Here is a 24,724-nt window from a genome sequence, read left to right on the forward strand (position 1 = left end):
GCGTCTCCTCTCCCCGCCGGGTCGGCCCCGCTCTCCGCCTGCCCCGCCACCGAACTGCGGCTTTTCCGCCGTATCGCGCCTTTGACTTCCGCTCGCCCCGGCACTCCCCGCCGGACCGCTGGACGCCTGTACCGCCGTACCGTTTCCCCCGCTTTCTTTCCCCATGGGGGAGCACGAGGTCCCCTTCTCAACACAGTAGCGGGAGGGTCTGACACCCCCCGGGCACCAACAGCCCCCCCGCAGCCTCGCCGCCCCCCCTCAAACCCCGGCAGCCTCACCGCCCCCCCCAAGCCCCCGCAGCCTCACCGCCTCCCCCAAGCCCCGGCAGCCTCACCGCCCCCCCCTCAAGCCGCCCGTGGGGGGAACTCCGCGCGTACGACGAAGCCGCCGTCCGGGGTCGGGCGGGCTTCCAGGGTGCCGCCGAGGCTCTGGGCGCGTTCGCGGAGGCCCACCAGGCCGTGGCCGCCGCCGGGGAGCTGCGGGGCGTCCGCGCCCGCGTCCGGCGGGCCGTTCCGGACCTCCACCAGCAGTCCCGCATCCTCCGCGCGCGGCTGCGCGACCCGTACCCGTACCCGGGCGCCCGGCGCGTGTTTGCGGACGTTCGTCAGCGCCTCCTGCACGGTGCGGAACGCCGCCCGCTCCACGGTGCGGTCCGTCGGCGCGTCCCCGTCCACGCCGTTCTCGTACGTCACGTCCAGCGCCGACATCTCGATCAGCCGCGGCAGTTCGGCCAGGTCCGGCTGGGGCGCCGGCGCCGGCTGCGCCGCGCCGTCCTGCTCCTCCGGTGGTCTGCCGCCCGCGGCCCGCAGGATGCCGACCATGTGCCGCAGCTCCTCCAGCGTCCGTACCGACAGCTGCCGGATCGTCCGCGCGCCCTCCCGCGCCCCGGCGTCCTCCGACGCGACCTGGAGCGCCCCCGCCTGGAGGCTGATCAGGCTGACCTGGTGGGCCACCACGTCGTGCATCTCGCGCGCCAGCCGCGCCCGCTCCGTGGCCAGTACCCGGTCCGCGATCAGCCGGTCCTCCCGTTCCAGGCTGCGGGTGAGATCGGCGACGCGGGCCGCCAGTTCGCGCCGGGTGCGTACCAGCAGACCCAGCCCGATCGGCCCGGCCGAGGTCACCGAGGCGTCGATCAGGACGAGGGTGTTCTCCCGGTACGCGGTCGGCTCCCAGTCCGCGATCGGGTACGGGAAGAAGTGCGCGGCGATCAGCAGGAACGCGCAGGCCCCGAGCCGGAAGCGGCCCGGCCGCAGCGCGGCGACCGTGTACAGGGCGATCATCGGCGCGAACCAGATGTAGCCGATGTAGAGGCCGGGCATGGTCGCCAGGAAGACCGTGAGGGGCAGTCGGCGGCGCAGCAGCAGGGCCAGCGCGGCCAGCAGTGAGACGCCCAGTTCCAGCGGCTGGTCGACGTCGTTGACGAGGAAGGAGTCGGCGATGCCGAGCAGGGTGGGGACGACGAGGACGGCGTGCTGCCGCCACCGGCCCGCGCGGATGCCGCGCCGTCCTGCCGCCGGTATGTCCCCCGCTTCCGCCGCCGGGGCCGGCTCCGTGACCGTACCGGCCGGTGTCATCTCGGGCCTCCCGTGACCAGGCCCGCGCGGTCCGCGACGATCGCGGCCTGTACCCGGTTGATGCCGCCCAGTTTGCCGAGCAGCGCGCTGACGTGATCCTTGACCGTGCTGGGCGCGAGGCCGATCCGGGCGGCTATCTGCGCGTTGCCCAGGCCCTCGCCGAGCAGCGCCAGCACCTCCGACTCGCGCGGGGTGAGGGCGCGTACGGCGTCCGCCGCGGCCGCCTGGGTCTCGGCGGTGAGGTACCCGCCGATGACGGCCCGGGTGACGCCCGGGTCCAGCACGCTGCCGCCCGCCGCGAGAGTGCGCACGGCGCGGATCAGCTGCTCGGGGTCGGAGTCCTTCAGCAGGAAGCCGGACGCGCCCTCGCGCAGCGCGGCCGTCAGGTACTCCTGCGCGTCGAAGGTCGTGAGCATGGCGATGGCGGGGGGCTCGGCCGCGGCCCGCAGGCCGCGGAGTACGGTGAGACCGTCGACGTCCGGCATCCGGATGTCGAGCAGTACGACCTCGGCACCGCTGCGCCGTACCGTCTCGACGGCCGTGGCGCCGCCGCAGTCGGCGACCATCTCCACGTCCGGCGCCGTGCCCAGGATCATCCGCAGCCCGGACCGGACCAGCCGCTCGTCGTCCACCACAGCGACACGGATCACCGGTCGCCCCTTCCTGTCGTGCCGTACCGACTCCGCGCGGCGGGCCCGCACCCCCGCCGTTGGGCGGGGGTCCGCACGCGACCTGCGGAGGATGCCGCGGGACGGCACCCGCGGGCAGAGTGCTCCTCATGCTGCACCACTGAGGAGGCCACGAGCCGGTCACGCGGTGCAGCTCACACCGGCGGCCGCCGCGACCCCCACACGCGACGGCCGCCATCGGTGCGTTCGGTACCGAACGTCCCCTTCGGGGTCCGTGCTCACTCCGGGCGGGTGTGCGCCCAGGAGTGCGTGCTGCCGTGGCCGGGGCTGAACGCCCGCCCCGTGGTGAGTACCACTACCGAGGTCATCGCGGCCAGTAAGTACGCGGTGGTGGCGAGGTCCAGCGTCCCTTCGACCGTCCGCGTCCCGGTGCCGAAGGCCCCGGTGACGGTGTAGCCGACCACGGTCCGCACCACGAGGTAGAGCTGGAGCGCGGCGAAGACCAGCAGTGCGCCGCGGACGTCCCGCCGCCCCCGCAGGGCGAGCCGGCCGGTCACCAGCCAGCCCGCGACGGCGGTCAGCGTGGCGAACGCGGCCCCGGCGGACGGCGCCACGGCCGACGGGCTCACGGCCGCGTCCACGGCGCTCGCCAGGTAGGACCCCGCGCCTTTCGTGCCGTCGGCGAGCAGCCGCACCAGCCAGGCCGTCTGTACCAGTCCGGCCAGCAGGAACAGCGCCCCGCAGATCCGGGATACCCGCCCCGGCCACCAGGAGCCGGGGGCCCGGCCGGGGCCCGCGTCGGGGCGCGCGGGCAGCAGGGCGCAGAGCACGACGATCCCGGCGAGCAGGCCCAGTACGTGGGTGGCCAGCGTCCAGCCGCCCATTGCCTCGAAGCGGTAGGCGGAGCGGTATCCGGGGTGCAGCAGGCCGATGCCCTCGCGCAGCGAGCGGGCCAGGACGAGGCAGGCCAGCAGTACGGCGGCCGGGCGGGCGACGGTGCGCTGCGCGAGCGCGGCACCGGCCACCGCGGCGAGTGCCACCGCGAGCGCCCATTCCTGCGGGCCCAGCGCGCCCACCGGCCCCGCCAGCGGGTTGAAGAGGCCCTCGGCGAAGTCCAGGGGGCCCACCCGGGCGTCGACCGCGCCGGTCACCACCCAGGCGAGCAGCGCGCCCGCGTACAGCGTCAGGGCCAGCCCGGCCGCGAGGTAGGCGCCGCTGTGCTCGGGCGCGGCCCGGCCGGATGCGGCGCCCGGCCGTACGTCGAGCAGCCCGCCGTCCTGCATCGCCATGACCGACCCCCGATCCGCCGCGCACACCGGGCCGTACGCCGCGTTCTCGCCCGCGGGCGCCCGTCGTGCGGTGCGCCCGCCGTGCACTGTCATTGTTCAAGGACGGCGCGTGTGTGCGCGGAGGTTCCACCCCTGTGTGCCGGCGGCCCCGGTGTTCTCCTCGGGCCGTGTCGCGCACCGTCCGGCCCACCGGCCCCCGGTCTTGGCCCACCCGCCCCGCGTTCTCAGCGCACCCGTCCCGCGACCGCCGAGACGAAGTCGCGGATCTCCTGGCGGGTGCGGGTGCGCAGTGCGGTGAGCGACTGGCGGGTCTCGACGGAGTGCAGCTCCGTGACGCCCGCCATCAGCCGCTCGGCCTGCTCGACCACGTCGGCGTCGCCGCTGACCATCTGGGCCCGGAACATCGTCTCCTGTGCGGCGCGCCGCGCCTTGTACTGTTCCTCGCGCAGCTCGGGGGTGTCCTCGCCGCACAGTTCGTCGCCGTCGTGCAGGACGAACCACCGGTGGACCAGCACTCTGCGGTACTCCAGCAGGGCCCCCGCGTAGGCGCAGTACGCGTCGATGCGTTCCTGCCGCAACTTCTCCTCGCGTGCGAGGGCGTGGCTGCGCTCGGTCTCGCGGCGCTGGAAGAGGTGGGTGGTGCCGGCGCCGAGCAGCGTGCCGACCACCGCGACCACGCTCGTGACTACTGCCTCCATATGGCCAGTTGATCACCTCGGTCCCCGTTCGCGACAGGGTGCGGAGCGGTCGGTACCTTCTTCCGCTTCGCGAACGGTGGGGCAAGATGGCCTTCATGGGGAGCTTCGGGGGACACGGCCGCCTGATCGCCGGCCGCTACCGGCTGGAGGGCCGGCTCGGCCGCGGCGGGATGGGCACGGTCTGGCGGGCCGCCGACGAACTGCTGGGCCGGCAGGTCGCGGTGAAGGAGCTGAACCTCGACGACGACCAGGGCGGCAGCAGCACCACCTTCGGCACCCTCGGCACCGACGGGCTGGGCGGTTCCGCGGACGTGTCGGTGCTGCGTGAGCGGATGCTGCGCGAGGCCCGTACGGTGGCGCAGATCAAGCATCCGAACGTGATCGTCGTGCACGACGTGGTGACCCAGGACGACCGGCCGTGGATCGTGATGGAGCTGGTGGACGGCGGTTCGCTGGCCGACCGGCTGGCGACGGGCGGCCCGCTGGCCCCCAGGGAGGCCGCACGGATCGGCGTCGCGCTGCTGGGCGCGTTGCGCGTGGCGCACGCCCGCGGGGTCCTGCACCGCGACATCAAGCCCGCCAACGTGCTGCTGGAGGCGGGTACCGGCCGGGTGGTCCTCACCGACTTCGGCATCGCTCAGGTGGCGGGCGGGTCGACGCTGACCGAGACGGGGACGTTCGTCGGTTCGCCGGAGTACACCGCGCCCGAGCGGATGGCGGGCCGCGGTACCGGCCCGGAGGGCGACCTGTGGTCGCTGGGGGTGCTGCTGTGCACGGTCCTCAGCGGCGGCCGGACGCCCTTCCACCGCGATTCCCTGGGCGGTGTGCTGCACGCCGTGCTGTCCGACGAGATCCGTATCCCCGAGGCGGCCCGGCCGCTGCACGCGGTCGTCAGCGGGCTGCTGGAGCGCGATCCGGAGCGCCGGCTGACCGTCGCGGGCACCGAGCGGCTGCTGCGCGGCTATCTCCAGACCGGCCGGATGCCGGAGCCGGGCGCCGACGCCCTGCCCGAGGAGCAGGCGCCGCTGCCGCCCACGCCCGCCCGGGGGCCGTCGGCGCCGCTCCGGGACGCGCTGGACGGCCGGGCGCTGGCCGCCGCCGCCCGGCCGCACACCGGGCGTACCCGTACGGTGCTGCTCGCCGTGACGGCCGCGCTGGTGCTGGCCGGTGCGGGCGCCGGTGCCGCCGTACTGGTGCTGAAGGGGACGGACGGTGACGGGGCGCGTACGCCGGCGCCGACGGCGTCGGGGAACCCGGGCCCGGGGGCGACCGCGCCGCGCGGGTACGGCGTCGTCCGCGATCCGCAGGGCTTCGCGCTCGCCGTGCCGGACGGCTTCACGCGCTCCTACGAGAAGCCGCGGGTGTACTACTACTCCGCCGGGAAGCGGTTCCGGCTGGGCATCCATGTCCAGCCGCCGCAGCCGGGCGGGCCGCTCGGCACGATGCGGGAGGCGCACGTCAAGGGTCCGCAGAACTACCGGGGGTACCGCGACGGCCGGGTCACGGCCACCACCCACCAGGGGTACCGGGCGGCGCTGTGGGAGTTCACCTGGGACGGCGGCGAGGGGGACGGCGGCCCGCGCCGCACGTACGACCTCAGCTGGACGCAGGGCGGCCGGATGTACGACGTGTGGATCTCCGCGCCGCTCGGTGACCGGGCAGCGGCGAAACGACACTTCGACACCGCGCTGGACACCTTCGAGGTGCTGCGCGACCCGGCCACCGGCTGACCCGCCGCCCTTCGTGCGCGGAGGAATCCCCAGGACACCGGCGTTCTGGCCAGCGAACACTGGCGCAATTGTGGCCGCCCGGTGAAAACCCATTACCGGCGGGTACACAAAGTGTTCCCGGAGGCATACGCTCGGCGCCATGACGGACTCGCTGGACACCGCACAGACCGCCCCCGCCGACGGCAACCCGGTCGCCTCCGCAGCGGCGGGCACCCGCACCGCCGCCGATGTGGTCACCAAGGACCTGGTCGCCCGCCTGACCCGCGGCGTGGTCGGCAGCGGCCGGACGGCGAACCACACGCCGTTCACCGGCGACGTCCTCGCCGAGCTGCCCGAGTCCACCCCCGAGGACGTCGCGGACGCCTTCGAGCGGGCCCGCGTGGCCCAGCGCCAGTGGGCGGCCACCCCGGTACGCAAGCGCGCCGCGATCCTGCTCCGCTTCCACGACCTGGTGCTCCAGCGCCAGGCCGAGGTGCTGGACCTCATCCAGCTGGAGACCGGCAAGGCCCGGCTGCACGCCCACGAAGAGGTCCAGGCGGTCGCGGTCGCCGCCCGCCACTACGGCCGCAAGGCCCCCGCGTACCTCAAGCCCAAGGGCCACACCGGCGTCGTGCCGACCCTCACCAAGGTCACCGAACTCCGCAAGCCCAAGGGCGTGGTGGGCCAGATAGCGCCCTGGAACTACCCCTTCGAGCTGTCCGTCGGCGACGCGCTCCCCGCCTTCGTCGCGGGCAACGCGGTCGTGATGAAGCCCGACACCGAGACCGCGCTGACCGCCCTCTGGGCGCGCGAGCAGCTGATCGAGGCGGGCCTGCCGCCGGAGGTCTGGCAGGTCGTCCTCGGTGACGGCCCGGTCGTCGGCCCCGAGGTGGTCAAGCACGCCGACTACGTCTCCTTCACCGGCTCCACCCGCACGGGCCGCGAGGTCGCGCAGGGCGCCGCGGCCCGGCTGGTCGGCTGCTCCCTCGAACTGGGCGGCAAGAACGCCATGCTGGTGCTGCACGACGCCGACATCGACAAGGCCGCCGCCGGCGCCGTCCGCGGCTGCTTCTCCTCCGCGGGCCAGCTGTGCATCTCCATCGAGCGGCTGTACGTCCACGAGTCGATAGCCGACGAGTTCGCCGAGCGTTTCGTGGCCCGGGTGAAGGCCATGCGCCTGGGCAACGCCCTTGCGTACGGCGCCGACATGGGCTCGCTGGTCGGCGAGCGCCAGCTGGAGACCGTCACCCGGCACGTCGAGGAGGCCGTCGCCAAGGGCGCCAAGCTGCTCACCGGCGGCAAGGCCCGCCCCGACATCGGCCCGCTCTTCTACGAGCCCACCGTCCTGGACGGTGTCCAGGCCCCGATGGCCGTCTGCAACGAGGAGACCTTCGGCCCGGTGGTCTCCCTCTACCGCTTCCGCGACGAGGAGGAGGCGATAGCCCTCGCCAACTCCACGCCCTACGGCCTGAACTCCAGCGTCTGGACCAAGGACGGCCGGCGCGGCCGCAAGGTCGCCGCCGAGCTGAACAGCGGCACCGCGAACGTCAACGAGTCCTACGCGGCGGGCTACGGAAGCGTCCAGTCCCCGATGGGCGGCATGGGCGACTCCGGCCTCGGCCGCCGCCACGGCTCCGAGGGCATCCTCAAGTACACCGAGGCCCAGACCGTCGCCCACCAGCGGATCATGCCGCTCGCCCCGTCGTTCGGCATGGACGACGAGAAGTACGCCGCGTTCATGTCGCTCAGCCTCAAGGCCATGAAGGCCATCCGGCTCCGCTGACCGCCCCCCAGCCCCGACCCGCACACTTTCAAGGAGCGCCGATGTCAGGGGAGAACTCTGCCCGGAACCAGGAGCAGCCGGCCCACGACTACGACGTCCTCGTCGTGGGAAGCGGCTTCGGCGGCTCCGTCACCGCCCTCCGCCTCACCGAGAAGGGCTACCGCGTCGGCGTCCTGGAGGCCGGCCGCCGCTTCACCCGCGAGACGCTGCCCAAGAACTCCTGGGACATCCGCAACTACCTCTGGGCCCCGGCCCTGGGCTGCTACGGAATCCAGCGCGTCCACCTGCTCGGGAATGTCATGGTCCTGGCAGGCGCCGGAGTGGGCGGCGGCTCGCTCAACTACGCCAACACCCTCTACGTCCCCCCGAAGCAGTTCTTCGACGACCAGCAGTGGGGCCACATCACCGACTGGCAGGACGAGCTCAAGCCGTACTACGACCAGGCCCAGCGGATGCTCGGCGTACGGCTGAACCCGACCGTGACCCCCTCCGACGTCCACCTCAAGGCCGCCGCCGAGCGGATGGGCGTCGGCGACACCTTCCACCTCGCCCCCGTCGGCGTCTTCTTCGGCGACGGCAAGGACGCCGACGGCACGACGAAGGCGGCCCCCGGCGGCGAGGCGCCCGACCCCTACTTCGGCGGCGCGGGCCCGGCCCGCAAGGCGTGCTCCGAATGCGGCGAGTGCATGACCGGCTGCCGGCACGGCGCGAAGAACACCCTCACCGAGAACTACCTCTACCTCGCCGAGCAGGCCGGCGCGGTCATCCACCCGATGACCTCCGTCGTCGCCGTCACCGAGGACTCGCGCGGCGGCTTCGCGGTCAAGACCCTCCCCACCGACGACAAGCGCAAGGGCAAGGGCCGCACCTTCACCGCGCGCCGGGTCGTGCTCGCCGCCGGCACGTACGGCACCCAGACCCTGCTGCACCGGATGAAGGACACCGGTCTGCTGCCGCGCCTCTCGCCCAAGCTGGGCGAGCTGACCCGCACCAACTCCGAGGCGCTGGTCGGCGCGCTGACCGACAACCGCCGCTACAAGAAGAAGACCGGCGAGCAGAAGGTCGACTTCACCCGCGGTGTCGCGATCACGTCCTCCATCCACCCGGACGCCAACACCCACATCGAACCGGTCCGTTACGGCAAGGGCTCCAACGCGATGGGCGGCCTCTCCGTCCTCCAGGTGCCCGTACGGGACGGCGCAGCGGCCCGCGTCCTCGGCTGGCTCGGCAGAACCGTGCGCCACCCGGTGCTCATGGCCCGCTCGCTCTCCAACCGCCGCTGGTCCGAGCGCACCATCATCGGCCTGGTCATGCAGTCCCTGGACAACTCCCTGACCACGTACCGCAAGCCGGGCGGCATCGGGAAGGGCCTGCTCACCGCCCGCCAGGGCCACGGCGCGCCCAACCCGGCGCAGATCCCGGCCGCCGCCGAGGCCGCCACCCTGATCGCCGAGGAGATCAACGGCTTCGCCGGCAGCAATGTCGGCGAGCTGATGGGCACCCCGCTGACCGCCCACTTCCTCGGCGGCTGCCCGATCGGCGAGGACGCGGACCACGGCGTCATCGACCCGTACCACCGGCTCCACGGCCACCCCGGCATCTCCGTCGTCGACGGCTCGGCGGTCTCCGCCAACCTCGGCGTCAACCCGTCCCTGACCATCACAGCGCAGGCCGAACGCGCGATGTCCTTCTGGCCGAACAAGGGCGAGGCCGACCGGCGCCCGGCCCCCGGCAGCCCGTACGTACGCCTCTCCGCGGTCGCGCCCCACCACCCGGCCGTACCGGAGAAGGCCTTCGCGGCCCTGAAACTGCCGTTCCTGGCGGTACCGACGGTGCCAAAGGCCGGCCCGTCCGGGGGCACCTCCCAGCGGTAGCCGGGGGAGATCGAGGAGATCTCCGACGTGTACGACGAGGGGCCGCACCCGGGCAGTCCAGGTGCGGCCCTCGCTGCTCAGCGGGTGTTACGCCGCGACACCGTCCGTCTTGCGGCGGCGGACGACGAAGACCGCCCCCGCGCCCACGGCCATCGTGACCCCGGCGACCGCCGCGATCATCGGCAGCGCCGAGGACGAACCGGTCTCGGCGAGCCTGCCGGTGACCGGCAGCTCCTTCAGACCGCCCTGCGGAGCGGGCTTGCCGGGCTTGCGGTCACTCGGCTTGCCGGTCGCCGGCGGCACCGAGCCGGGGTTGCTGCCCGCGACCAGGACGTCGAACTCGTACTCCGACCCCTCGGAGTAACCGCAGACGTCGTGCTCGTCGTGGTACGCGCCGACCGCGAAGGCGAAGCCGTAGCTGCCCGGCGTCTTCGCGTCGACCTTCAGCCGCAGCTTGGCGTCGGCGTACTCACCGGGGGCGAGGTCGGCGAGGGAGGCGAAGTAGCCGTAGTCGTCGACGTTCTCCCAGGCACCGGCGCCCTCGTCGTACCACTGCACCGTCAGCAGGCTCGTGACGTCGTCGAAGTCGCCCTTGTCGATGGCCGACAGCATGACGTACGCGTCGACGGACTTCATCGCCTTGTCGGAGGTGTTCGAGGCGCGGAACGTGAAGCCGTGCCAGCCCGAACCGGCCACGACCTTGCTGGGCAGGCCGCGCAGCGTGGTGGTGATGGCCGCCTCGTCCGACTCCTCCTCGCAGACCGGGTCCTCGGTGGGCTCCTCGGTCGGGGTGGCCGTCGGCGGAGCGGTCGGCTTGTCGGTCGGCTTGTCGGTCGGGTCCTCGGTGGGCTCCGTGGGCTCCTCGGTCGGGGCGGCCGTCGGGGGAGCGGTGGGCTCCTCCGTGGGCTCCTCCGTCGGGTCGGCGGAGTCCGTGGGCGCCGGGGTGGTGGGCGGCTCGGTCGTCGGGTCGGTCGAGCTGTTCCCGTCGCCCGGCTCCGTCGGCGCCCCGGCGGACTGCGAGGGGCCGGGGGTGTCGTCCGTCGCGAACGCCGCGGGCGCAGCCAGCAGCGCGGCAGGAGCGATGACGGCCGTCGCTGCGGCAGCCGTCAGTGCACGGCGAAGCTTCATCGTGTCTAGACCTCTTCGGGGTCCGGAGTGCCGAGGGGGGCGGCACGAAAGCGGTAGCGGGCCGTCGCGGTGGGGCGCGGTATGGCCGTGCGTTTACACGTACATGACCAGCCGTATACCGAAAAGGTTGCACGCAAGATCGCGCATATTTGCGACAAGGCGCGGTGGGGGTGGGGAGACGGCAGAGCGAAGGGCCCCGAGGTGCCGTCCGCGAGGGGGGTGCGGGCGACCGCGGGGCCCTTGCTGCCCGGCGCCGGCGTCAGGGCAGCGGCGGCGCCGGCGGAAGGCGCTGGGGGGAAGCGCCTGTGCGGCTCTGGGTCGTGCCAGGTTTCCGATACCGCAGGTCGCCTGCAGGAACGATACGTTCCGCTGGTGTAGACCAATGGCAGTGCCGGAAGCCACCTCGGTGCGAGGTACTTGGCTCTTCATGCATCGTGCTGGATACGCCTCATCCGGCGCAACCGTTTCGACCGGATGCGGTCGGCCCCAGGCGTCCCCGGGGCCGACCGCCCCATCGGATGTGACCGGGCTGCTGTCCCCTGCCGACCGGCCACAGCACCGCAGCGAGGTCCCACGGCGCCGGCCGCTTCAGCGGCGGCCGGCGTCTCATCGCTCCGGCGTTCCCGCCCACGGGCGGCGTCTACGCGTAGTCCTGCAGGCCGCGCCTGGCTGACGTGGCACCGGGAACAACGAAGCCTCGCGCCGCCCGGTCACGGTCCGTACGGGTGAGACGCCGCCCGAACTCAGATGCGCCCGCAGCGGAGGCCCGGCGGCGTCCTCAGATGCGCCCGCGGCAGAGCTCCAGCAGCGTCATGGCGAGCGCGGTGCCGGGCCGGCCCAGCTGCTCCCGGAAGTGCTCCAGGACCTCCATCTCGCGGGACAGGTTCACCCGGCGCCCGCCGGAGGCGATCCGCTCTTTCTGGATGACCGCCGACACGGCCATCCGTTCCTGTACGAGGCCGATGATCCGGCCGTCGAGATCGTCGATCCGGCGGCGTGCGTCGCCGATCAGCGCCGCGGCCTCGTCGGTCCGCGCACCGGTCTCGGGACGGGGCCCCGCCACCGTCGCCGCGCCGGCCGGGGCGGGCACCGCCGCCGTGGTCTCGGTCACGGTCGCGCTCACTGCCGTCGCCCGGGTGCTGCTGCTCATGTCCGTCTCCTGGGGTTTCGTGGCCCCCGGGATCCATACCGCCCGGACGGGAAAACACCAGCGCCCCGGGCCTGTACGGCCCGGGGCGCCTGGGAAGTCGCTTGTCGCTGTATCAGCGGTTCATGCAGCGCGACCATGGCAGCCGGACGGGCCGGTGCCATAGGTAAAGACGAAGGTCAGCTGCGTGAACATGGGGCTCAGTATGTGCCCGTTAGAATCGAAAGTCCAACCCCATCGCTCCACCACCGCCGGAAGGCCGCCGAAGTGTCAGCAGCGCCCCCCGCCGCCGCCCCGGATGTCGTCCTCGTTGTCGACTTCGGCGCGCAGTACGCCCAGCTCATCGCACGCCGTGTCCGTGAGGCGCGCATCTACAGCGAGATCGTGCCCTCGACCATGCCGGTCGAGGAGATGCTCGCGAAGAACCCCGCGGCGATCATCCTCTCCGGCGGTCCGTCGTCGGTCTACGCGGAAGGTGCCCCGAGCATCGACCGCGCCCTTTTCGAGGCCGGTGTCCCGGTCTTCGGTATGTGCTACGGCTTCCAGCTGATGGCCACCAAGCTCGGCGGCACGGTGGACAACACCGGCGCCCGTGAGTACGGCCGCACGCAGCTGGCCGTCTCCAAGGCCGCGTCCACCCTCTTCGAGGGCACGCCCACCGAGCAGCAGGTGTGGATGTCGCACGGCGACGCCTGCTCCGCCGCTCCCGAGGGCTTCACCGTCACGGCCTCCACGGACGTCGTCCCGGTCGCCGCGTTCGAGAACGACGAGAAGAAGCTGTACGGCGTGCAGTACCACCCCGAGGTGATGCACTCCACGCACGGCCAGCAGGTACTGGAGCACTTCCTCTACCGCGGCGCGGGCATCGAGCCCAACTGGACGATGGGCAACATCATCGAGGAGCAGGTCTCCGCGATCCGCGCGCAGGTCGGCACCAAGCGGGCGATCTGCGGCCTGTCCGGCGGTGTGGACTCCGCGGTCGCGGCGGCCCTGGTCCAGAAGGCCATCGGGGACCAGCTGACCTGCGTGTACGTCGACCACGGCCTGATGCGCAAGGGCGAGACCGAGCAGGTCGAGAAGGACTTCGTCGCGGCCACCGGCGTCCAGCTCAAGGTCGTCGACGCCTCGGAGCGCTTCCTGAACGCCCTCGCCGGGGTCTCCGACCCCGAGCAGAAGCGGAAGATCATCGGCCGCGAGTTCATCCGCGTCTTCGAGCAGGCCCAGGCGGAGATCGTCGCCGAGGCCACCCCGGGCGAGCCGGTCGAGTTCCTGGTCCAGGGCACGCTGTACCCGGACATCGTCGAGTCCGGCGGCGGCACGGGCACGGCCAACATCAAGTCCCACCACAACGTGGGCGGCCTCCCCGAGGACCTGGAGTTCCAGCTCATCGAGCCGCTCCGCCAGCTGTTCAAGGACGAGGTCCGGATGGTCGGCTCCGAGCTGGGCCTGCCCGACGAGATCGTCCAGCGCCAGCCGTTCCCCGGCCCCGGCCTCGGCATCCGCATCGTCGGCGAGGTCACCGAGGAGCGCCTGAACCTGCTCCGCGAGGCCGACGCCATCGCCCGCGAGGAGCTGACCGCGGCCGGCCTGGACCGCGAGATCTGGCAGTGCCCGGTCGTGCTCCTGGCCGACGTCCGCTCGGTCGGCGTCCAGGGCGACGGCCGCACCTACGGCCACCCGATCGTGCTGCGCCCGGTCTCCTCCGAGGACGCCATGACGGCGGACTGGACCCGCATGCCGTACGACGTGCTGGGCCGTATCTCCACCCGCATCACCAACGAGGTCAAGGACGTCAACCGAGTGGTCCTCGACGTCACGAGCAAGCCCCCGGGCACGATCGAGTGGGAGTGACCTGACAGGTCCCCCGCCGGTGCCGAGGCCGTCACTCACGCGTACGAGTGGCGGCCTCGCCGTTTCTCCCCCGCGGCCCGACATCGACATCGACCTCGCGGAGATCGACGGTCTCTGGCCGTCGTTCATACGTATGAGTGGCGGCTTCGGCGTTCGCGCTGAGTACTCTGGCTGCACAGACGAGACTCCGTCGCATGGGAGCAACCATGAGCGCCGCACGCGAGTACGGGCTGGACGACCAGTACGAGTGGCCCCGCCCGCCCGAGGGCGGCTGGACCGCGGACGATCTCGACCGGCTTCCGAATCTCCCTCCGCACACGGAGCTGATCGACGGGAGCCTCGTTTTCATGAGTCCGCAGACCCGGTTCCACTCGCGCACCATGCGCTTGCTGGAGAACGCCCTGCTGGCGCAGTTGCCGGACGGCCTGGACGTCGACCGGGAAATGACGATCAAGCTGGACGACAAGAACCGACCGGAGCCCGACGTCGTGGTCTACCGCGAGGAAGGGGTGACGGACGACGCCGATCAGACCTGGTACGCGCCGGAGAACGTCGTCCTGGCGGTCGAGGTGGTCTCGGCGGACTCCCGGGAGCGCGACCGTGAGGTCAAACCGCACAAATACGCGCGGGCCGGAGTGGCGCATTTCTGGCGTGTCGAGAAGAACGACGGCCTCCCGGTCGTCTACGTCTATGAGCTCGACCCTGCGACCAAGGTGTATGCGTTGTCCGGCATCCATCACAACCGCCTCAAGCTGGCGACCCCCTTTCCCATCGACATCGACCTGACGGCGATCTACAACAGGCCCGGCTGACGGACGCCTGTTGACGCCCCACTCCCTGCCGCGGAAAATTGATTCCGTACTACGGAACATACATCCGCGATGCGGAAGAGTGGGGCGTACGGCATGAGCACCATCGGTTTCATCGGACTCGGGATCATGGGCAGCCCGATGGCGGTCAACCTGGCGAAGGCCGGGCACGCCGTGCGCGGGTGGAATCGCAGCCCGGGCAAGGCGGACGCGCTCGTCGAGGCCGGGGGCACGGAGGCGGCGAGCATCGCCGAGGCCGTCCGGGGTGCCGACGTGGTCATCACGATGGTGCCCGCGTCGCCGCAGGTCGAGGAGGTCGCGTACGGGGACGACGGCATCCTGGCGAACGCCGCGGACGGCGCGCTGCTGATCGACATGTCGTCGATCACCCCGCAGACCTCGATCGACCTGGCCGCGCGGGCCAAGGAGCGCGGCGTGCGGGTGCTGGACGCGCCCGTGTCCGGCGGCGAGGCCGGCGCCGTCGAGGGGGTGCTCTCGATCATGGTCGGTGGCGAGCGGGCCGACTTCGAGGCGGCCCGCCCCGTGTTCGAGGCGATGGGCAAGACCGTCGTGCACTGTGGCCCGCACGGCGCCGGCCAGACCGTGAAGGCCGCCAACCAGCTGATCGTCGCCGTCAACCTCCAGGCCTGCGCCGAGGCCGTCGGCTTCCTGGAGAAGTCCGGCGTGGACCTGCCCGCGGCGCTGGAGGTGCTGAACGGCGGCCTCGCCGGTTCGGCCGTTCTCACCCGCAAAATGACCAACTTCCTTGAGGGCGACTACCGCCCCGGCTTCAAGCTCGCGCTGCACCACAAGGACATGGGCATCGTCACGGACGCCGCCCGCGCGGTCGGCGCGCCGCTGCCCGTCGGCGCCACCGCCGCCCAGCTCATCTCCTCCGCCGTGGCCCGCGGCGACGGCGAGCTGGACCACTCGGCACTGCTGCGCGGCATCCGCCTGCTCAGCGGCGAGGGGGAGAGCGAGTAAGGGGAGGAGGGGCGGCCCCTGCTTCCCGGCGGGGTCCCGCCCCGGGTCTGCAGGGGGAGTTCACAGCATTTCCACTGCAACCGCCCGCTTCATGTCTGGCCTCTTCACCTACCCCGGCGTAGCTTCCCGTGCGAGTCACACACGAGGGAGAGCCGGAATGCCCGAACCGACGCCGATACCCACCGAACAGCTGCAGTTCGCGATGCCCCCGACGTACCCGACCGTCGAGGAGGAGCGCCGGTACCGCAAGGAGCGGCTCGCCGCGGCGCTGCGGCTCTTCGGGCGGTACGGCTTCGAGGAGGGCGTGTCGGGTCATTTCACCGCCAGGGACCCGGAGTTCGGCGACTGCTTCTGGGTGAATCCCTTCGGGATGTCCTTCCGGCACGCCACCGTCAGCGACCTGCTCCTCGTCAACAGCCAGGGGCAGGTCGTCGAGGGCCGCCACCACGTCAACCAGGCGGCCTTCGCCATCCACGCGCAGATCCACGCCGCCCGTCCGGACGTGGTCGCCGTGGCGCACAGCCACTCCACGTACGGCCGCGCGCTGGCCTCGCTCGGCGAGCTGCTGGAGCCGATCACGCAGGACGTCTGCGCGTTCTACGAGGACCACGCGCTCTTCGACGAGTACACGGGTGTGGTCGTGGACGAGGCGGAGGGGCGGCGGATCGCGGCCGCGCTCGGGCCGCACAAGGCGGTGATCCTGCGCAACCACGGGCTGCTGACGGTCGGCGACTCCGTGGACGCCGCGGCCTGGTGGTTCCTCACGATGGAACGGTCCTGCCAGGTGCAGCTGACGGCGAAGGCGGCGGGCAAGCCCGTACACATCGAGCATGCCAGCGCGCTGCGCACCCGGGAGCAGCTCGGCAGCGACCTGGTGGCGTGGATCAACTACCAGCCGCTGTTCCAGCAGATCAGCCGCGAGGAGCCGGACCTGTTCGGCTGAGCGCGCGCGGCGGACGGCCTCCGGCGGCTCCGCGGGGCGCCGCCCGAAGGCCGTCCGCACCCTCCGGAACAGCGCGGCTGGCGCCGGGCCCGTCCCGCTCGGCACAATGCGCAGCCCACGCTGCCAACCGGAAGCGGTGGACGGCGACTACGGGTAGCGGGCGGTACGGAAAGTGTCGGTGGACGCGGCGGGGCGGCGGGCCGGGCAGCACGAGCTGGCCACGGCGGACGGGCGCGGCCGGACGGCCCCGGCCACGGGAGCGGGCACGGCAGCGGACGCGGCGGGCACCCGTGCGGAGTGCGACTGCGGGGACTGCCCCAGCGGCGCCCGTACGGGCCACCGGCAGGCGGTCGCCGCGTTCCTCGCGCTGCGCGAGGACTTCGCCGCCGGCCGCGGCGTACCGGCCGGCCTGGCGCACTCCGCGGGCGCGGCGCGCCAGTGGATCTCCGACGAACTCGCCCAGTCCGCACGGGCCGTCGCCGACCGTGCCGCCGCCGAGGGCCGCGCCCGCCGCGAAGCGGTCCGGCGCCGCACTCCCTTCGTCCTGTGGGGCGCGGTCGGGGCCCTGCTCCTCGGGCAGGCGCTCACCGCGATCGGCGCGGGCTGGACGGACTCCCGTACGGCGGGGCTGGCGGCGGCCGTCGTCCTGGCCGCGCTGCTCACCGTCCTCGTCCTGCGGCACCGCGGCCACGGCGGCCTCCTCGCGCCCGTCACCGGCGAGGACGGCCGGCTGTCCACCTCCCGTACGGTCGCCACGGCCTGGCTGCTGCCGGCCGTGGGAGTCGTCCTGATGTTCGCGGCCCGGCTGGCGCTGGCCCCGGACGCCGCCGAGCGCCACCGGCTGCTGGCGGGGCTCGGTCTCGCGCGCGGTGCCGGGCTGCTGACCGTGGTGGCGATCGCCTGTGCCGCCGCGGTCGCCGCGGCCCGGCTGGTGTCCGTCCGCATCCGTGCCGGGCGGCAGCAGAAGATCCCCGCGGAGTATCCGCGCACCGGGGACCTGCTGACCGACGACGCGGGCCGCGGCAGCTTCGCGGACGCGCAGTACGTGCTGCTCAACGCGGTCGCCGTGGTCTTCACCGCGGTCCGTCTCGCCGCCGAACCGGACCGGCTCCCGGACCTTCCGTGGGGGCTGGTGGTGCTGGCGGCGGTCAGCGCGGCGACGTACCTGGCGGGCAAGTACGCGGAGGGCGTCCGCCCGGTCGTGCTCTCCGTCGTGCGGGCCCGCGAGATCGGCGGCCTGGACGGGCCGGTCCGTACCGGCGACGACATCGAGATCCGCGGCAGCGGCTTCGTGCCGCCGGGCGCCCAGCCGCCGCACCGGCTGGCCCGTACGGTCGTCCGGATCGGCACGGTCGACGTCCATGTGCCGCTGGTGCCGGTCCCCGGCGGCTTCGCCAACCCGTCGGACGGCGTGCTGGTCGTGCCGGTGCCGGCCGACGTGGAGCCGGGCCGTGCGGAGGTGCGGGTCATCACGGCGGCCGGTGTCGAATCCGCCGCTTACCCCCTGTTCGTCCAGGAATGACTCGCACGTGTGACGTGCAGGAGTGACGTAAGGATGTCGGGCGCATCCTGATTCGCCCGGTTCCGTTGAACGTTCTGCGACGCCCGGTCCGTATCAGTCTTCGAACGCCTGCCCGTGGGCAGAATCGTCCGCGCCGGGCGGCGCGCAGAGGCGGGAGGACATCATGGTGCACACGGGCAGATCGCTCGCGATCGACCACGGAGGATCCAGCGGCGGGCACGGCCCCGGCGGGCTGCGCGGCACGCTCGGGAGGTACGCGCTGCTGCCGCTGCGGATCTTTCTCGGCGTCACCTTCGTCTACGCGGGCCTGGACAAGCTCACCGAGCCGGGGTTCTTCGCGGCCTCCGGCACCGGCTCCATCGGCGAGACGATGCGCCAGGCACGGCAGTCGGCCGGGGTGCCGGCCCTGGTCGACCTGGCGCTCAACAGCCCCGCCGGCTTCGGCTACGCCATCGCGGCGGGTGAGCTGGCGGTCGGCCTCGGCGTGCTCCTCGGCGTCCTCGGGCGGCTCGCGGCATGCGGCGGCGCGCTGATCTCGCTGAGCTTCTGGCTGACCGTCAGCTGGTCCACCACGCCGTACTACTTCGGGAACGACCTCGCGTACCTGATGGCCTGGCTGCCGCTGGTGCTGGCCGGCACGCCGTACCTCTCCGTCGACGCCCTCTACGCGAGACGCCGCCGCCGCTTCGGCCGCCGCCTCATCGGCTGACGGCGGCCGGCCGGACCGGTCAGCCGGGGCTGTTCTCCGGCGGCGGCAGCTCCGCGCTCCGCCGCCGGCGGCGGACCAGTCCGTACAGCGCCGAGACGCCGCCCGAGAGGAACAGCCCGGCGGGCAGGGCGATCAGCGGCCAGGCGCCGGGTACGTCGACGCGGCCGGCGGAGTCCAGGACGTAGACGCCGCCGATGCCGAGCGCGGTCAGGCCCGTGACGAGCCGCGCGGGCTGGAATTCATGCCGCGGCACGATCGGCCACCTCCTTCCGCGCGCCGGCCGCGTCCGGCGCTTCCGGCGCGGGCGGCGGGTGCACGGGCGGCAGGTAGCCGTAGCCGACCTCCGCCTGGCCGAGCCCCACCTCCAGCCGCAGGTCCAGGGTGCCGCGCGGCGGCTCGCCCTTCTTGAGGCCGTGCGCGGGCAGCGTCACCGTACGCGCCCGGTCCGACGCCACGTCCACGTCGTCGGGCGTCTCGCCCGGCAGCTGGATGTCGCCGAGCCCGACCTCGATGTGCACCCGCGCCCGTACGCCCTCGGGGAGCGTCACCCGCAGCAGCCCGGCGCCCACCTCGGCGTGCGTCCGGACCGTCCGCCCCCGCTCGGGCCGCAGCCCGCTGAGGTCCAGGTGACCGCGGCCCGCGCCCAGTTCGTAGGCCGGCCGGACGTCCGCAGCGGCCGACGGGGACCACGTACGGACGTCCCAGTCGGCGGTGATGTTGCGCGGCAGGACGGTCGTGGCACCCAGGAGCAGTGCGGTGACCACCACCATGAAGACCGTGCCGCCGCCGGTCCGGCCGAGCCACGCGCTCAGCACGAGGCCCAGCCCGAACACCACCAGCGCGGCGGCCGCCCCCGCCTGAAGGCTCGCGGGCACCGAACCGTCGTGCCAGGTGGCCGCCGTGGCCGCCGCGCCGGCGGCCAGCGCCAGCAGGAACGTCAGGCCGCCGATGGACCGCCCGGCCCGCTTCGGGCGCCGCTCCCACGCGTCGCGCCGCTCCGTGGCCTGCGTGCCCGCGCCCTCGGAGTGCGCACCGCCCCGGTCCGGCCCGCCGTGCCCGCCGGCCGCCGCCGCTTCGTACGACGGCGTGTCCGCCGGCCCCCACAGATAGCCGGTCCGGCCCGCGTGCGTGCCCGTGGTCCGCCCTTCCTTGTCGAGCGGATCCCGCCACCACGAAGGGCTGCCCGGCGCGGGCGGCGCCTGCGTCTCGGGCGGCGCGTCCGCGACGGCCTGCGCCGTCGCCGGGTCCACCGGGCCGGTGCCCCGCGCCGCGGCCCGCCGCTGCTTCGACCAGTACGCGGACCCGGCCACCGCGAGCGCGAGCATGACCGTGAACGCCATGCCGCCGCCCCGGCCGAGCACCGACAGGAACAGCCCGCAGCCGACCAGCGCGATCAGGAGCGCGGTCAGCGCCGTCCCCTCGACACGCCCGGACAGCAGCCGCCGCGCCTCGTTCTCGTCCTCGCCGTCCGCCGGGATCAGCAGCCAGGCGAGGCCGTACACGATGAGGCCGATGCCGCTGCTGACGGCCAGTACGGCCAGCACGATGCGGAAGATGACCGGATCCAGGTCCCAGTGCCGCCCCAGGCCCCCGCAGACCCCACCGACCACCCTGGTGCGGCTGCGTCGCAGCGGGTGCCGTGGCGGGGGCGGAGGATCGGCGGTCGCGCCGTGTGCCGGCCCGGAACCGGCGCCGCCGTCAGGGCCGGCGCCGGCACCCGTACCGGCGCCGTCACCCGCACCGGGAGGGGAAGCATCGTTCATGCGCCCATGGTGACAAGCGGAACCGCGGCCCGGCATCAGTGACAACCCTGGCCGGTCCCTGAGATACCGGACGGCGCATCCCCGACACTCCTGACACCTCCGGCATTCCCCGAGGTCCGGCGGGCGGACCGGGGACGACCGCCCCGTTACGGGTGAGGTTCCGTTGACTATCGTTGTCCTCTGACGGGTTATGGGGGAGCCGGAGGGCGTGCGGTGTCGGAGGCTGCGGTGGACGAGGGTCGGCTGGTCGCCGGGCGGTACCGCCTGCTCGAACGCATAGGTCAGGGCGGTATGGGCACCGTCTGGCGGTCCCAGGACGAGCTGCTCGGCCGTCAGGTCGCCGTCAAGCGCCTGCACGCCTCCTCGCTCCAGCTGGAGCCGGACGAGCTGGCCATGCGCAACGAGCGCACCCGCCGCGAGGCCCGGGCCGCAGCGCGCATCAACCACTCCAACGTCGTCGGCGTGCACGACGTCGTGGACGACGCTGGCCTGCCCTGCATCGTCATGGAGTACGTCCCCTCCGTGACGCTCGGCGACGTCATCAAGGAGGCCGCGCTCGCCGGCGACGGCGTACCGCCCGCCGAGGCCGCCCGCATCGGCCGCGGCATGATCGCCGCGCTGCGCGCCGCACACGCGGCGGGCGTCCTGCACCGCGACGTGAAGCCGGGCAACGTCCTCCTCGGCGAGGACGGCCGGGTGGTGCTCACCGACTTCGGGATCGCGGTGGCCAGCGGCACGTCCACCCTCACCAAGACCGGCGAACTGGTCGGCTCCATCGACTACTTGGCGCCCGAGCGCGTCAAGGGCGGTACGCCGGGGCCCGCCTCGGACCTGTGGGCGCTGGGCGCGACGCTGTACCAGGCGGTCGAGGGCAGACCCCCGTTCCGCAAGAACACCGCGGTCGAGACGGCGTACTCGATCGCCGTCGACCCGCTGGACCCGCCCCGCAAGGCCGGCCCGCTCACGGCCCTCATCGAGGCGCTGCTCGCCAAGGAGCCGTCGGACCGCCCGTCCGCCGAGGCCGTCGAGCGGACCCTCCGCGCGCCCGCCTCCGAGGCGGTGACCGAACTCCTCACGGTGGAGGGCTTCACGACCTCGGGAACGGGCACCGGGGGCGGCCCGCTGACGACGGGCACCGGAACCGCGACCGGCACCGGGACCGGGGCCGGAGCCGGATCCGGAACAGCGACCGGAGCCGGGCCCGGCACCATCGACACCGGCACGGGTACGGGCACGGGCACGGGCACGGGCACGAGTACGGGCACCGCTACGACGACGGGAACGGGTACCGGCACGGGGACGCGTCCGGGTGCCGTCCCCGCTGCCGTCCCCGGTGCGGGCGCCTTCCCCTCCGTGCCCGTCCAGCGCGACACCGACGCCACCGACCGGGTCACCGTCAGCGGCGGCCCGTCAGTCCCCGCCCGCCGCCGTCCGCTGCGCTTCGTCCTGTGGGGCGCGGTGGCCGTCGTGGGCGCCGGCGCGGTCGCGGCCGGGCTGATACACGTCCTGGGGGACGGCGGCGGCGTCCAGGCGGCCCCGGGGGGCGGCGAGCCGGACCGGCCGTCCGCCTCCGCGAGCCAGGCTCCGCCGAAGGTGCCCAAGGGCTACCACCTCGTCACGGAGAAGAAGATGGGCGTCTCCTTCCCCGTACCGAACGGCTGGACCCGCCAGGCCATGCCGGACCGCAACGAGGTCGACTACCTCCACCCGTCCGGACTCGTCGGCCTGAAGGTCAGCGTGCTGGGCTTCGCCAGCTCCAATCACGTCCGCCACTTCGAGCAGGTCGAGCAGCAGCTCAAGGCCAAGTCGCAGGGGTACGAGCGGCTGCGCCTCCAGGACACCCTGTTCCAGGGGCAGCCCGCCGCCGTCTGGGAGTTCACCTTCCAGGGCCGGGCGCGCGAGTTCCGCGCCATCGACCTCGGCTTCGGCAAGGAGGGGGAGGACGAGTACGCCCTCTACCTGTCCGCGCCGAAGGCCCGGTGGGCGCAGTACCAGAACGTCTTCAACGTGGCCCGCGACGGATTCCGCGACCACCGGCCGAACAGCTGAGACCACGGCCCGCCGGGACCGATCAGGGGACGATCAGGGGCGACCCTGATGCCCGGACATCCGTCCGCGTGTGACGATCGGGAGCATGACGACCGCTCCGCCCCGTACCGAGGGCCCGTACGCCTCGGTGCCCGACCCCGCCGACCGCCCTCCGCGCCGCCTCTACCGCAGCGCCGACGGCCGGCTCCTCGGCGGCGTCGCCCGGGGCCTGGCGGGCCACCTGGCGCTGCCCGTCTCCTGGGTGCGGATCGTCTTCGTCGCGCTCTTCGTGGCGCAGGGCATGGGCGCCCTTCTCTACGCCGCGTTCTGGTTCTTCGTGCCCCTCGGGGTCGGCGGCGTCGACGCCCACCGAGGGGCCGCGTACGGCCCGTACGCCCCCGAGGGCGCGGCCCCGGACGGCCGGCGCCCCCGCCGCGTCCGGCGCCCCGACAAGGGCCAGCTCTTCGCGCTGATCGCCCTGATCGTCGGGGCCTCCGTGCTCGCCTCGAACTTCCGGCTCGGGCAGGCCAACGCCTACCTGTGGCCGGTGCTCCTCATCGGCGCCGGCGTCGCCCTCGTGTGGCGGCAGGCCGACAACGCCCGCCGCGCCCAGTGGCTGGAGCTCGGCCGCAGGAAGGGCGTACTGCCCTTCGTACGCGGCGCGGCCGGCGTCCTCCTGGTCGGCATCGGCGTCACCGCCATCGTGATCCTCCAGGGCTCGGTCCGGAACCTCGGCTCGGTCCTCCAGGCCGCGCTCGCCGTCGTCGTCGGCATCGCCCTGCTCGCGGGCCCCTACCTCGTGCGCATGATGCAGGACCTCTCCGAGGAGCGCCTGATGCGCATCAGGGCACAGGAGCGCGCCGAGGTCGCGGCCCATGTCCACGACTCCGTCCTGCACACCCTGACGCTCATCCAGCGCAGCGCCGACGACCCACGGGAGGTGGCCCGCCTCGCCCGCGCCCAGGAGCGGGAGCTGCGCGCCTGGCTGTACAAGCCGGAGGGCCGCGGCAAGGACGAGACCGAGGAGCCGGACCGGCTCGCGGACGCCGTCCGGAAGGCGGCGGCCGAGGTCGAGGACGCCCACGGCGTGCCGATCGAGGTCGTGGTCGTCGGCGACTGCCCGCTGGACGAGCAGCTCGGGGCGCAGCTGCAGGCCGCGCGCGAGGCGATGGTGAACGCGGCCAAGTACGGTGGCAGCGGCGGCGCGGTGCAGGTCTTCGCCGAGGTGGAGGGCCGGTCGGTGTTCGTCTCCGTACGCGACCGGGGGCCCGGCTTCGACCTGGACGCGGTGCCGGCGGACCGGATGGGCGTACGGGAGTCCATCATCGGGCGGATGCAGCGCAACGGCGGTACGGCGCGGCTGCGCTCGGCCCCGGACGGGGGGACGGTAGTGGAACTGGAAATGGAGAGGGCCGCGGAATGAACGCCACCGAAGCAGCACAGGGGAGCGGCGAGGGGGCGGCCCGGCGGGCGCGCGTGGTCCTCGTCGACGACCACCGGATGTTCCGTACGGGCGTCCAGGCCGAGATCGGGCAGACCGACATCACCGGCGTCGAGGTGGTCGGCGAGGCCGCCGACGTCGACCAGGCGGTCACGGTCATCACGGCCACCCGGCCCGAGGTCGTCCTGCTGGACGTGCACCTGCCCGGCGGCGGCGGGGTGGAGGTGCTGCGCCGGTCCGCTTCCCTCATGGCCGACCCGGAGCGCCCGGTCCGGTTCCTGGCCCTGTCGGTGTCCGACGCGGCGGAGGACGTCATCGGCGTCATCCGGGGCGGGGCGCGCGGTTACGTCACCAAGACGATCACCGGTACGGACCTGGTGGACGCGGTCTTCCGGGTCGCGGACGGCGACGCGGTCTTCTCCCCGCGACTGGCCGGTTTCGTTCTCGACGCCTTCGCGTCGACGGACGCCCCGCCCGTCGACGAGGACCTCGACCGTCTCACCCAGCGCGAGCGCGAGGTGCTGCGGCTGATCGCCCGCGGCTACGCGTACAAGGAGATCGCCAAGCAGCTCTTCATCTCCGTCAAGACGGTCGAGTCGCATGTGTCGGCGGTCCTCCGCAAGCTCCAGCTCTCGAACCGCCACGAGCTGACGCGCTGGGCGACGGCCCGCCGCCTGATCTGACGCCGACTGCCGCTGCCGGTCCGGGAGTTCGGCCTCCTGGGGCCGGGCGGCGGGCAGTGTACGCGACAGGCCCGCACTCCGGGGCCCGCTCGGCGAATACCGTTCGATGTCCCGGGGTGTTCCGTGGCTCGTCACCGCGAGGCGACCACCCGGTCATACC

Annotated in this window: 20 protein-coding genes; 12 read left to right on the forward strand and 8 right to left on the reverse strand. The window is 73.3% G+C overall.

Translation table 11 applies throughout. The features are described from left to right. Positions 1 to 344: 344 nt before the first annotated feature. The 4 genes from ACZ6WH_RS23105 to ACZ6WH_RS23120 form a co-directional block, all read right to left on the reverse strand. The gene (locus ACZ6WH_RS23105) at positions 345 to 1,574 is read right to left on the reverse strand and encodes a sensor histidine kinase (RefSeq protein WP_469730171.1); all 1,230 of its coding nucleotides are present in this window, start codon (positions 1,572 to 1,574) and stop codon (positions 345 to 347) included. Continuing rightward, the gene (locus tag ACZ6WH_RS23110; RefSeq protein ID WP_361559399.1) at positions 1,571 to 2,224 is read right to left on the reverse strand and encodes a response regulator transcription factor; all 654 of its coding nucleotides are present in this window, start codon (positions 2,222 to 2,224) and stop codon (positions 1,571 to 1,573) included. Before ACZ6WH_RS23110 ends, ACZ6WH_RS23105 begins: the two co-directional genes overlap by 4 nt. A gap of 257 nt (positions 2,225 to 2,481) precedes the next feature. After that, positions 2,482 to 3,492 carry a hypothetical protein gene (locus ACZ6WH_RS23115; protein ID WP_469730174.1) on the reverse strand — a complete coding sequence of 337 codons (1,011 nt, stop codon included), beginning with the start codon at positions 3,490 to 3,492 and terminating at the stop codon, positions 2,482 to 2,484. Between the two features lie 224 nt (positions 3,493 to 3,716). Beyond that, a complete protein-coding gene (locus ACZ6WH_RS23120; RefSeq protein WP_469730176.1) occupies positions 3,717 to 4,190 on the reverse strand; it encodes a hypothetical protein in 474 nt (157 codons plus the stop codon). A 95-nt stretch (positions 4,191 to 4,285) separates the two neighbouring features. On the opposite strand from ACZ6WH_RS23120, the gene ACZ6WH_RS23125 reads away from it, so the two are divergent. The 3 genes from ACZ6WH_RS23125 (at position 4,286) to ACZ6WH_RS23135 (ending at position 9,556) form a co-directional block, all read left to right on the forward strand. After that, on the forward strand, positions 4,286 to 5,920 hold the full coding sequence (locus tag ACZ6WH_RS23125) for a serine/threonine-protein kinase (protein ID WP_469730178.1): 1,635 nt from the start codon (positions 4,286 to 4,288) through the stop codon (positions 5,918 to 5,920). A gap of 139 nt (positions 5,921 to 6,059) precedes the next feature. Continuing rightward, complete coding sequence (locus ACZ6WH_RS23130) at positions 6,060 to 7,682, forward strand: succinic semialdehyde dehydrogenase (protein ID WP_432857979.1); 1,623 nt, start codon at positions 6,060 to 6,062, stop codon at positions 7,680 to 7,682. 41 nt (positions 7,683 to 7,723) lie between these two features. Further along, positions 7,724 to 9,556: a GMC oxidoreductase gene (locus ACZ6WH_RS23135; protein WP_469730180.1), complete on the forward strand. Its 1,833-nt coding sequence runs from the start codon at positions 7,724 to 7,726 to the stop codon at positions 9,554 to 9,556. 87 nt (positions 9,557 to 9,643) lie between these two features. Here the strand turns inward: ACZ6WH_RS23135 and ACZ6WH_RS23140 are convergent, their stop codons facing one another. After that, on the reverse strand, positions 9,644 to 10,684 hold the full coding sequence (locus ACZ6WH_RS23140; protein WP_469730182.1) for an LAETG motif-containing sortase-dependent surface protein: 1,041 nt from the start codon (positions 10,682 to 10,684) through the stop codon (positions 9,644 to 9,646). A gap of 778 nt (positions 10,685 to 11,462) precedes the next feature. Continuing rightward, positions 11,463 to 11,834, reverse strand: a complete 372-nt coding sequence (locus ACZ6WH_RS23145) for a chorismate mutase (RefSeq protein ID WP_469730184.1) — start codon at positions 11,832 to 11,834, stop codon at positions 11,463 to 11,465. A gap of 264 nt (positions 11,835 to 12,098) precedes the next feature. Between ACZ6WH_RS23145 and guaA the strand changes: the two genes are divergently transcribed. The 6 genes from guaA to ACZ6WH_RS23175 all read left to right on the forward strand — a co-directional run bounded on the left by guaA (position 12,099) and on the right by ACZ6WH_RS23175 (position 18,649). Beyond that, the gene (gene guaA, locus ACZ6WH_RS23150) at positions 12,099 to 13,682 is read left to right on the forward strand and encodes a glutamine-hydrolyzing GMP synthase (protein ID WP_432857987.1); all 1,584 of its coding nucleotides are present in this window, start codon (positions 12,099 to 12,101) and stop codon (positions 13,680 to 13,682) included. 206 nt (positions 13,683 to 13,888) lie between these two features. Beyond that, complete coding sequence (locus ACZ6WH_RS23155) at positions 13,889 to 14,494, forward strand: Uma2 family endonuclease (RefSeq protein ID WP_469730187.1); 606 nt, start codon at positions 13,889 to 13,891, stop codon at positions 14,492 to 14,494. 93 nt (positions 14,495 to 14,587) lie between these two features. Continuing rightward, positions 14,588 to 15,475, forward strand: a complete 888-nt coding sequence (locus ACZ6WH_RS23160) for a 2-hydroxy-3-oxopropionate reductase (RefSeq protein ID WP_469730189.1) — start codon at positions 14,588 to 14,590, stop codon at positions 15,473 to 15,475. 157 nt (positions 15,476 to 15,632) lie between these two features. Beyond that, positions 15,633 to 16,418, forward strand: coding sequence for a class II aldolase/adducin family protein (locus ACZ6WH_RS23165; RefSeq protein WP_432857991.1), 786 nt, complete (start codon positions 15,633 to 15,635; stop codon positions 16,416 to 16,418). A 178-nt stretch (positions 16,419 to 16,596) separates the two neighbouring features. Continuing rightward, positions 16,597 to 17,940 (forward strand): hypothetical protein, encoded by a 1,344-nt coding sequence (locus ACZ6WH_RS23170; RefSeq protein ID WP_469730191.1) that lies wholly within the window; start codon positions 16,597 to 16,599, stop codon positions 17,938 to 17,940. Between the two features lie 163 nt (positions 17,941 to 18,103). Beyond that, positions 18,104 to 18,649, forward strand: coding sequence for a DoxX family membrane protein (locus tag ACZ6WH_RS23175; protein WP_469730193.1), 546 nt, complete (start codon positions 18,104 to 18,106; stop codon positions 18,647 to 18,649). A 19-nt stretch (positions 18,650 to 18,668) separates the two neighbouring features. Here ACZ6WH_RS23175 and ACZ6WH_RS23180 read toward each other — a convergent pair whose 3' ends face one another. Beyond that, positions 18,669 to 18,902: a hypothetical protein gene (locus ACZ6WH_RS23180; RefSeq protein WP_432857997.1), complete on the reverse strand. Its 234-nt coding sequence runs from the start codon at positions 18,900 to 18,902 to the stop codon at positions 18,669 to 18,671. Next, the gene (locus ACZ6WH_RS23185) at positions 18,889 to 20,412 is read right to left on the reverse strand and encodes a PspC domain-containing protein (protein WP_469730195.1); all 1,524 of its coding nucleotides are present in this window, start codon (positions 20,410 to 20,412) and stop codon (positions 18,889 to 18,891) included. The genes ACZ6WH_RS23180 and ACZ6WH_RS23185 overlap by 14 nt, the downstream gene beginning before the upstream one ends. Before the next feature lie 291 nt (positions 20,413 to 20,703). Between ACZ6WH_RS23185 and ACZ6WH_RS23190 the strand changes: the two genes are divergently transcribed. From ACZ6WH_RS23190 to ACZ6WH_RS23200, 3 genes are all read left to right on the forward strand, one after another. Beyond that, positions 20,704 to 22,461: a serine/threonine-protein kinase gene (locus tag ACZ6WH_RS23190; protein WP_469730669.1), complete on the forward strand. Its 1,758-nt coding sequence runs from the start codon at positions 20,704 to 20,706 to the stop codon at positions 22,459 to 22,461. 85 nt (positions 22,462 to 22,546) lie between these two features. Next, positions 22,547 to 23,863, forward strand: a complete 1,317-nt coding sequence (locus tag ACZ6WH_RS23195; protein WP_469730197.1) for a PspC domain-containing protein — start codon at positions 22,547 to 22,549, stop codon at positions 23,861 to 23,863. After that, entirely contained in the window at positions 23,860 to 24,564 is a 705-nt protein-coding gene (locus ACZ6WH_RS23200; protein ID WP_432858005.1) for a LuxR C-terminal-related transcriptional regulator, read from the forward strand. The genes ACZ6WH_RS23195 and ACZ6WH_RS23200 overlap by 4 nt, the downstream gene beginning before the upstream one ends. The last annotated feature ends 160 nt before the right edge of the window (positions 24,565 to 24,724 follow it).

Source organism: Streptomyces sp. NPDC050806, assembly GCF_055586425.1.

Bases quoted from the DNA above. Each gene is read 5' to 3' on its own strand.
- ACZ6WH_RS23175 (WP_469730193.1), top strand. From the start codon at position 18,104: ATGGTGCACACGGGCAGATCGCTCGCGATCGACCACGGAGGATCCAGC.
- ACZ6WH_RS23185 (WP_469730195.1), bottom strand. From the start codon at position 20,412: ATGAACGATGCTTCCCCTCCCGGTGCGGGTGACGGCGCCGGTACGGGT.
- ACZ6WH_RS23160 (WP_469730189.1), top strand. From the start codon at position 14,588: ATGAGCACCATCGGTTTCATCGGACTCGGGATCATGGGCAGCCCGATG.
- ACZ6WH_RS23115 (WP_469730174.1), bottom strand. From the start codon at position 3,492: ATGGCGATGCAGGACGGCGGGCTGCTCGACGTACGGCCGGGCGCCGCA.
- ACZ6WH_RS23200 (WP_432858005.1), top strand. From the start codon at position 23,860: ATGAACGCCACCGAAGCAGCACAGGGGAGCGGCGAGGGGGCGGCCCGG.
- ACZ6WH_RS23165 (WP_432857991.1), top strand. From the start codon at position 15,633: ATGCCCGAACCGACGCCGATACCCACCGAACAGCTGCAGTTCGCGATG.
- ACZ6WH_RS23195 (WP_469730197.1), top strand. From the start codon at position 22,547: ATGACGACCGCTCCGCCCCGTACCGAGGGCCCGTACGCCTCGGTGCCC.
- ACZ6WH_RS23120 (WP_469730176.1), bottom strand. From the start codon at position 4,190: ATGGAGGCAGTAGTCACGAGCGTGGTCGCGGTGGTCGGCACGCTGCTC.
- ACZ6WH_RS23105 (WP_469730171.1), bottom strand. From the start codon at position 1,574: ATGACACCGGCCGGTACGGTCACGGAGCCGGCCCCGGCGGCGGAAGCG.
- ACZ6WH_RS23130 (WP_432857979.1), top strand. From the start codon at position 6,060: ATGACGGACTCGCTGGACACCGCACAGACCGCCCCCGCCGACGGCAAC.
- ACZ6WH_RS23145 (WP_469730184.1), bottom strand. From the start codon at position 11,834: ATGAGCAGCAGCACCCGGGCGACGGCAGTGAGCGCGACCGTGACCGAG.
- ACZ6WH_RS23190 (WP_469730669.1), top strand. From the start codon at position 20,704: ATGGGCACCGTCTGGCGGTCCCAGGACGAGCTGCTCGGCCGTCAGGTC.
- ACZ6WH_RS23140 (WP_469730182.1), bottom strand. From the start codon at position 10,684: ATGAAGCTTCGCCGTGCACTGACGGCTGCCGCAGCGACGGCCGTCATC.
- ACZ6WH_RS23125 (WP_469730178.1), top strand. From the start codon at position 4,286: ATGGGGAGCTTCGGGGGACACGGCCGCCTGATCGCCGGCCGCTACCGG.
- ACZ6WH_RS23135 (WP_469730180.1), top strand. From the start codon at position 7,724: ATGTCAGGGGAGAACTCTGCCCGGAACCAGGAGCAGCCGGCCCACGAC.
- ACZ6WH_RS23155 (WP_469730187.1), top strand. From the start codon at position 13,889: ATGAGCGCCGCACGCGAGTACGGGCTGGACGACCAGTACGAGTGGCCC.